The organism is Boseongicola sp. (assembly GCF_057460485.1).
The window spans coordinates 1-6,542 of sequence record NZ_JBVCWP010000218.1 but is presented as its reverse complement, the minus strand read 5'-3'; the positions used below and the strand labels follow the sequence as shown (position 1 = coordinate 6,542).

Genomic DNA, 6,542 nt, shown 5'->3' with positions numbered 1-6,542 from the left:
GCAAGACTAGATAATCAGACTAGGCTCTTATTCGCTCTTTTCTTCGTCACCTTCTGTTTCGTCGTAGGCGACCTTATCAGAACCTTCATCTGCTTCTTCCATCGCCAACTGAACCGGACTGGAGTTCTCGGCCTGGGCGCTCTGCATAGGACAAGCGTAGGTCATAGATGCGCCAGTGCCCAATCCAAGCATCAGAGCAGCAGCAAAAAACAGGGCAGTAAGCAGCTTGGCCATCTCGAACGTCTCCCTCTTGAAAAAGTACATGCTCAACTATGGCGTCTCCGAACTCAGATGCCAAGATCGAAAAGTGGCTGCCGGCTCAGCCGACGTAGCTTTGGATCAGTCTATGGGCCGTCTGGCACGCCTTGTCATCTTCTGTCATGGGAAGCCCCTGCGTGATTTCCCCCGCGCAGGGTGAGCATGGCAGGGGGATGACCGTCGCGCTAGTGTACGGGTACGTCGATGATCACGCAGGGTGCCAGGAAATGGTTCAGGGTCTGCGGAGGGTCCTTCCCGGTCGGGAGTTCAGGTGTACGCCCGCCAACGTAAGCCCTGGTCGCTGATTACGTGGATAGACATTTTGCGGATTATGATCGACCATTTGTTCGGACCTGAGCATGGCGATCCTCACCAACCAGTGGATGGAGATTAGAGATGGTGAACGTGACCGAGCAAAAATGCGCTTGCGCCGACTGCGTTTGCATCGTGAAGGTGCAGGACGCGATCAAGAAGCACGGGCACAACTACTGCAGCGAAGCTTGTGCTGAAGGGCATCCAAAGGGTTCTGGTTGCCAACATGACGGCTGCGCCTGTCACGGCTAACACTAAACTCGCAGAACTAGGTAGGGCGGCCAAGACCGGACGGGTGCGCGTGAGAAGTGCGGAAACAAAAGGGCTGTCAGAGGTAGTCGTTTACGTCAGCGTCTGCACCAACGCTGGATAGAACGCCTTCATGTCGATCACCTTGTGATCCGGCCCGATGTAACCCTGGATGAGACCGTCTGCTATTTCACGCGCCTTAGCGTCATTGTCGTCTGTCATGGAAAGCCCCTCTGTGCTTTCCCTCCGCACGGACATCGCATCACACAACAATTGAACTGAATGCGGAGACGTCATCGCTGGCGTGAGCCGGTTTGATCCTTCAGCAGCAGTTTGTTCAGAAGCTCGTTTTGCTCCTGGAGCAGACGGAGGATCTGCTCATTTTGCTTTTGCAGACGGGGCAATATGGACATGACGAGCTTGGGCGGCGAGTCTGCGGGCATCGCATCCATCATTCGCCTCATAATCTTTTGCCGCAGCACCGAGAAACCGGCTCGCTGCGACCTACGCGGCGTCAAAAGTTGATACCCCACAAACAACGCCGTACCGGCAAGCGTGACGGTCAGGAGGAAACGCCCCATTGATAGCTATCCCTTCTTTTGCTCTGATGCGGCCTAGGTTATTACAGCCTCCCTCATTGGCTTCCCCCGCAAGGGGCAGGATGCCAAAAGTTCACGGCTACCGCGAGAGCGAGTCGCTTAGGGAAGCCAAATAGAGTTAGGGGAAGCCAGATACAGGTAGGGGCAGCCCGAAAGCCGCCCCCTCCTGATCGTCCCATTTCTGGGCGATCAAGCCTCACCCGAAGGCGAGGCAGAACATAAGTCCACTACCAATGATCTTTGTTGTCAATCCTGCACTGCAAAAGGTTGGGCTGGTCTCAAAGGCGGCTGACGACTGCGTCGTATCTGGCTTGAGCAACATCTAGCTTAGTTCGGGCGAATTGGACTTTATGGTGCGTTTCATCTCCATCGGCATCCTCAAGGGCCTTTCGATAGACCCCTAGCCAGAACTGCACCTTCTCGTAAGTTGTGTCCCACTCTGCGTAGAGTCTGCCGTCCTCGTTGGTCATAGTTCCGAACGGGTCCCCTATCTCGTAACCCCCCGCGGGCACCTCGCGGCTCATTACTCCTTATGTAAGTCTACCTCGACCATCATGCGCGCACCACGCTGCACAGCAGCTAGGGGCCATGCGCTAAGGTTATGACGACCCCGCAGCGTCACATGCACGTCCCATAGATGCCGCTACCCTTGACGCACTTGCCGCCCACACCGCAGTCGGTGTCGAACGAGCAGGTGTTCCCCCGCTTCCCAGTGAGGTCGAGTGGGTCATAAGCGGGTCGTCTATCATTGCTATTGCCGGGGTTCAGCCCGCCCATGCAATAGCCGTAAATTTGTCCGCGGCCTTTGACACATTTCGAGCCAACAGCGCAGTCGGTGTCGAATGAGCAAGCCAAAGCGGGCGTTGCTATAAGCAGAAGCAGCGTAGTGATTATCGCCTTCATTTCTTCTGCCCTTATCCGTCCTTGCGGACCAGAGGATACTTAGCAAGGCACGCGAAGTTGGACTCTGAGTTAAGTGAATGGTTTGGGGTTCAGTAACTCGGCAGCCTAGCAACATTCACAGCAATGCGCTGGATGGTCCAACATTACGACTTTGTGTTGAAGCCAGAAACTACCCAGCGTGACACATATATTACCGCTACGATGGCGGCGCCGAAGATATTTATGAGAAGGAACACAGTTAGCGCAAGGGCGCCCGCCCTACCGAAATCCAACTGTGGCGAATTGGGCTTCCGGCGATGCCCAGGATGACGAAGACCGTCATCAGTAGAGCCCGCGTTCGGCCCAGATCTTCGCCTGACGTTCGAATTCCTCTACCGTCATCCCCTCGAGTTGGTCGGTTAGCATCTGGTTGTAGGTGGGCAATATGCGCCGATTGATCCGCGCCTCGTCGCTCCACAGCTTGGAGCGGACCAGCGCCTTGGAGCAATGCAGGAAGGCTTCCCGCACCTCGATCAGCAAGCCTATCTTGGGAGCCCGATCACGGATCGCGCTCGATTGGAGGAGGCGCGCGTCATCGGTGATTCTGGCGGTGCCGTTGATCCGGAGGGTCTCGTCCATGCCGGGAACCAGGATCAGCATGCCGATTTCCGGGTTGGAAAGAAGGTTGACGAAACTATCCAAACGGTTGTTGCCGACCCGGTCCGGCAGCAGCAGGTGGGTATCGTCCAGGACACGCATAAAGCCCGGCGGATCGCCACGCGGCGAAACATCGGCGCCGTCCGGCCCTTGTGTCGACATCACGCAGAAGGGAGCCAGCCCGATGATCGCCCGGCAGTGCACGTCAAGCGCCGTCAGGACCTTATCGGTGGCCCGGCTCATCGGCTTGGGATGCAGATCGCGCAAAGCGGTCGCGTCGGTCACGTAGCTGATGTCACGGGGAAGCATCGGTGGTCTCCACTGGTTTTCGCCCGTCAACAAGTCTAGCGAAGGCAACGAGCGCCGTCTAACGGAGCCGGTTTCCGAGAACTCGTCAGTTTGGTCGAAGATGGAGGGACGGAGAAAAGATGACCGATCACAAGATATATGACGGGCCGGGCCAACTCGGCACGCGCATTGAAGCGTTTTCGGACGCGGGGAGACGCTAACCCGCTTGCAAGTTTGGTCCAGAGGCGCCGCCTGTGCTTGCGATCAAACGGCCTCATTCACGACCTGCACCTGCGTGTATTCTAGAAGACCTTCCTCACCAATCTCAACGCCGATACCGGACTGCTTTGCTCCCGCCTGTGGAATGTGAGGACCCAGGTCAATATGTTGGTTGATCCAGACGGTTCCGGCCTCCAAACGAAGGGCAACTTTCTTGGCGCGCTCTCGGTCAGACGACCAGACGGACGCACCCAGCCCAAAGTCAGTGGCATTGGCACGCTCCACTGCATCGTCAAGATCGCTATATTTCATTATTGGCAGGATAGGCCCGAACTGCTCTTCATCCACCAGCCTTGTTCCTTCCGCCATATCAACAACGATCGCCGGTTGAATGAAGTAGCCGACCCGATCAGGCACCTGGCCGCCAGCAATAACTCGCCCGTTCGTGCGGGCGTCATCGAGATAGGCCTTCACCTTCTGATACTGAACATTATTCTGCAACGGACCAAGCTCCGTCCCCTGATTCAATCCATCACCAATAACTGCTTCGCGTGCGAGCTTGCCGAGCTCCTCACACATGGAATCGTACTTCGACTCGTGAACATAAAGTCGTTTGAGAGCCAGACAGACCTGGCCGCTGTTGAAGAAGGCGCCTTTGAACACGTCTGACGCTATTTTGGCCGGATCGGCGTCGTCACGGACGATGCCAGGATCGTTTCCGCCAAGTTCCAATGAAAACCGCTTCATCGTCTTTGTGGCATTCGCCGCGACTTTCATACCGGTCTCTACGGAACCTGTGAAGGAAACTTTCGCGACGTCAGGATGGCCCGTCAAAACATCGCCGAGGTCGTTGGCGTCGGTGACGACATTGACGACGCCGGGCGGCACAATTTCTGCAATGAGGCGCGCAAACATCAATGTTGCCAAGGGCGTCGTGGCTGCAGGTTTTACGACAGTCGTGTTGCCGGCGAGCATGGCCAAAGGTATCTTGAAGGCCATGATCATCAGCGGGAAGTTCCACGGGATGATCGCAGCAACCACACCGAGAGGACGCCGATGAAGTTCGATCTGGCGTCTATCGCTGCTTTCGATAATCTTTACATCGAGGCTGAGCGTAGCCGCGTGGCGGAAGAACGTCGCCGTTCCCGTAACTTCGTCATAGGCATCGGCAAACGGCTTACCTTGCTCCAATGTCAAAAGACGCGCCATCTTGTCCGCATTCTGATCGGTCGCCTCAGCGATCGCGATCAGGACCTTGCGCCGGTCTTCGATAGATGTGGCAGACCAGGTCGGGAAGGCCGCTTTCGCCGCGAGAACCGCAGCATCGATTTGCTGACGCGATCCACGTGGACACTCCGCAACCACAGCCTCAGTGGCGGGGTTGATAACATCCATCATCCCGTCGCCCGCGATCAGTTTTCCACCGATCAAAAGTTGGAATTCATCAGACATAACGACCTCAATTTTAAAACCTGGTTCAGGTTGCGCGCCACTCTAATACGGGAGGAATTCAGATCTGATTTAGAATCCGGCGCGGCATTTAGATCGATGCCTTCATCGTTCACTAATAATCACCAACGCTATCACGAGAGCCTTAGCAACCTCACGCCCGCCGATGTCTACTTCGGACGAGGCCAAACCGTCTTATTGAGAGAAAGGATCAAACGAAAACCACTCGACAAAAGGCGCTTGCAACACCTCGAATCCGACGCCTAGCATGAACAATCAGATGAGCCAGATACTCCGTTAGCTCAAGCCGCACGCAGTCCCAAATCATCTGACGACGGACACCCGATCAAGTCTCTGAAAGGCTTCCGCCTGATTCACTTGTAGTATCCGACGGCACAAATTTGGTCACCGACCTTCGTGAAAAACGTGGCTTTCTGTGCAGGTGTCTCGGAGCCCGGCCGGGGCCACATATAGCTCACCTTGCTGATCGTTCCTTCCGTTGCATTCTGTATGATCTTCTCTCCAAAGGGGACACCATTGACATCTTTCATGTCAGTGAGCTTGTTTCCCTTCTGCGTCGGATCAGTCGGATGAGCTGTTGTGATCGCATCCGAGGCGTTGGCGCAAAACACGTAAAGATCGCGATCCTTAAATCCGCCCTCGCCCGAATTGAACATTTCGAGCGCTTTTTTCTTATCAGCTTTCACGGCCGCGACTGCCTTTTGCAGCATGGCCCTGGCATCTTCGGCAGTGCCATATTGAGCAGTCTCTGCAAACGCGGCGGTAGCTAGTAGGGCTGCACAGGTCCAAGCGAAGACCGTCTTGCGAAACATAGTGTCCTCCCACGATGAACTTCTGCTTTAACCGACGTTCATCGGATGACCGGCTTCGTTGGGCTTATGCTGCCCTCATCGGCGGAGATAAGCAAGCCCGGACGGCATTGTCAGACAAACTTGAGCGGCCTGCGAAGGGTGCTGGTCTGAGGCGTGCGCAGATTCAGAAGAGCCCGCGACACTCTTGTTGCCCTTGATTTCATCGAGTGCATCCGCCCTGGAGGCAGAGGGCCAGGTGATCCCCCGATCTACCGCTGGGGTAAAGGGGTGCACTTCAACACCCCAATAAGAAACTAGACACCCTCTATGGGCTTGGGACCCCTATCTGGCAGACCCCCCGCCGGTGTCTGTCGGCTGGTTACCCTGTAGCTAAGTCTACTTGCACCATCATGACGGCAATGCGCCGCGCTTCATCAAAGGTCGGAACATGCGCCATCTAAAGCCCCGGCGTTTCCACCGGGGCAGTCATCTATGGAACGACGCGACAACCCGCTAGGAGCCGCGACGCGACATGATTAAGAGAACGCGGTTGTGCGGTATTTGGATCAGTTGGTGGACCAAAAAAGAAAAGCCCCGGAGCGTGGACAAAGGGGCCTTTCACGGTACGCCGCCTGATAATCGCCAAGGTTGCCCGGCTAAACTTCGCGCAACAGACACGAGGGAACTAGCATCTGCTAGGGGGAAAAGCCTGTTCCGGGGGGAGCGGGCTTTTTCTTTGCCTGGACTCTCGGACAGGAAGAAGCCCCGGACACGGGGGAGAGCCGGGGCTTCGGGTTCCTTATGGGGGGAACCATTG

Annotated in this window: 8 protein-coding genes; 1 reads left to right on the top strand and 7 read right to left on the bottom strand. The window is 56.1% G+C overall.

Going from position 1 to position 6,542, the window contains the following annotated elements:
- Positions 1-27: 27 nt before the first annotated feature.
- A complete protein-coding gene (locus AC221Y_RS18310) occupies positions 28-234 on the bottom strand; it encodes a hypothetical protein (RefSeq protein ID WP_486707971.1) in 207 nt (68 codons plus the stop codon).
- Positions 235-654: 420 nt separating this feature from the next.
- On the opposite strand from AC221Y_RS18310, the gene AC221Y_RS18305 reads away from it, so the two are divergent.
- Positions 655-822 carry a metallothionein gene (locus AC221Y_RS18305; RefSeq protein ID WP_486707970.1) on the top strand — a complete coding sequence of 56 codons (168 nt, stop codon included), beginning with the start codon at positions 655-657 and terminating at the stop codon, positions 820-822.
- 90 nt (positions 823-912) lie between these two features.
- Here AC221Y_RS18305 and AC221Y_RS18300 read toward each other — a convergent pair whose 3' ends face one another.
- From AC221Y_RS18300 to AC221Y_RS18275, 6 genes are all read right to left on the bottom strand, one after another.
- Complete coding sequence (locus AC221Y_RS18300; RefSeq protein ID WP_486707969.1) at positions 913-1,041, bottom strand: hypothetical protein; 129 nt, start codon at positions 1,039-1,041, stop codon at positions 913-915.
- Between the two features lie 71 nt (positions 1,042-1,112).
- Positions 1,113-1,400 carry a hypothetical protein gene (locus AC221Y_RS18295; RefSeq protein WP_486707968.1) on the bottom strand — a complete coding sequence of 96 codons (288 nt, stop codon included), beginning with the start codon at positions 1,398-1,400 and terminating at the stop codon, positions 1,113-1,115.
- A 296-nt stretch (positions 1,401-1,696) separates the two neighbouring features.
- Positions 1,697-1,942, bottom strand: a complete 246-nt coding sequence (locus tag AC221Y_RS18290; protein WP_486707967.1) for a hypothetical protein — start codon at positions 1,940-1,942, stop codon at positions 1,697-1,699.
- A 700-nt stretch (positions 1,943-2,642) separates the two neighbouring features.
- Positions 2,643-3,266, bottom strand: coding sequence for an MSMEG_1061 family FMN-dependent PPOX-type flavoprotein (locus AC221Y_RS18285; protein ID WP_486707966.1), 624 nt, complete (start codon positions 3,264-3,266; stop codon positions 2,643-2,645).
- Positions 3,267-3,509: 243 nt separating this feature from the next.
- Positions 3,510-4,916 (bottom strand): aldehyde dehydrogenase family protein, encoded by a 1,407-nt coding sequence (locus AC221Y_RS18280; RefSeq protein WP_486707965.1) that lies wholly within the window; start codon positions 4,914-4,916, stop codon positions 3,510-3,512.
- 371 nt (positions 4,917-5,287) lie between these two features.
- Entirely contained in the window at positions 5,288-5,746 is a 459-nt protein-coding gene (locus AC221Y_RS18275; protein WP_486707964.1) for a cache domain-containing protein, read from the bottom strand.
- Between the last annotated feature and the right edge of the window lie 796 nt (positions 5,747-6,542).

Bases quoted from the DNA above. Each gene is read 5' to 3' on its own strand.
- AC221Y_RS18310 (WP_486707971.1), bottom strand. From the start codon at position 234: ATGGCCAAGCTGCTTACTGCCCTGTTTTTTGCTGCTGCTCTGATGCTT.
- AC221Y_RS18305 (WP_486707970.1), top strand. From the start codon at position 655: ATGGTGAACGTGACCGAGCAAAAATGCGCTTGCGCCGACTGCGTTTGC.
- AC221Y_RS18300 (WP_486707969.1), bottom strand. From the start codon at position 1,041: ATGACAGACGACAATGACGCTAAGGCGCGTGAAATAGCAGACGGTCTC.
- AC221Y_RS18295 (WP_486707968.1), bottom strand. From the start codon at position 1,400: ATGGGGCGTTTCCTCCTGACCGTCACGCTTGCCGGTACGGCGTTGTTT.
- AC221Y_RS18290 (WP_486707967.1), bottom strand. From the start codon at position 1,942: ATGAGCCGCGAGGTGCCCGCGGGGGGTTACGAGATAGGGGACCCGTTC.
- AC221Y_RS18285 (WP_486707966.1), bottom strand. From the start codon at position 3,266: ATGCTTCCCCGTGACATCAGCTACGTGACCGACGCGACCGCTTTGCGC.
- AC221Y_RS18280 (WP_486707965.1), bottom strand. From the start codon at position 4,916: ATGTCTGATGAATTCCAACTTTTGATCGGTGGAAAACTGATCGCGGGC.
- AC221Y_RS18275 (WP_486707964.1), bottom strand. From the start codon at position 5,746: ATGTTTCGCAAGACGGTCTTCGCTTGGACCTGTGCAGCCCTACTAGCT.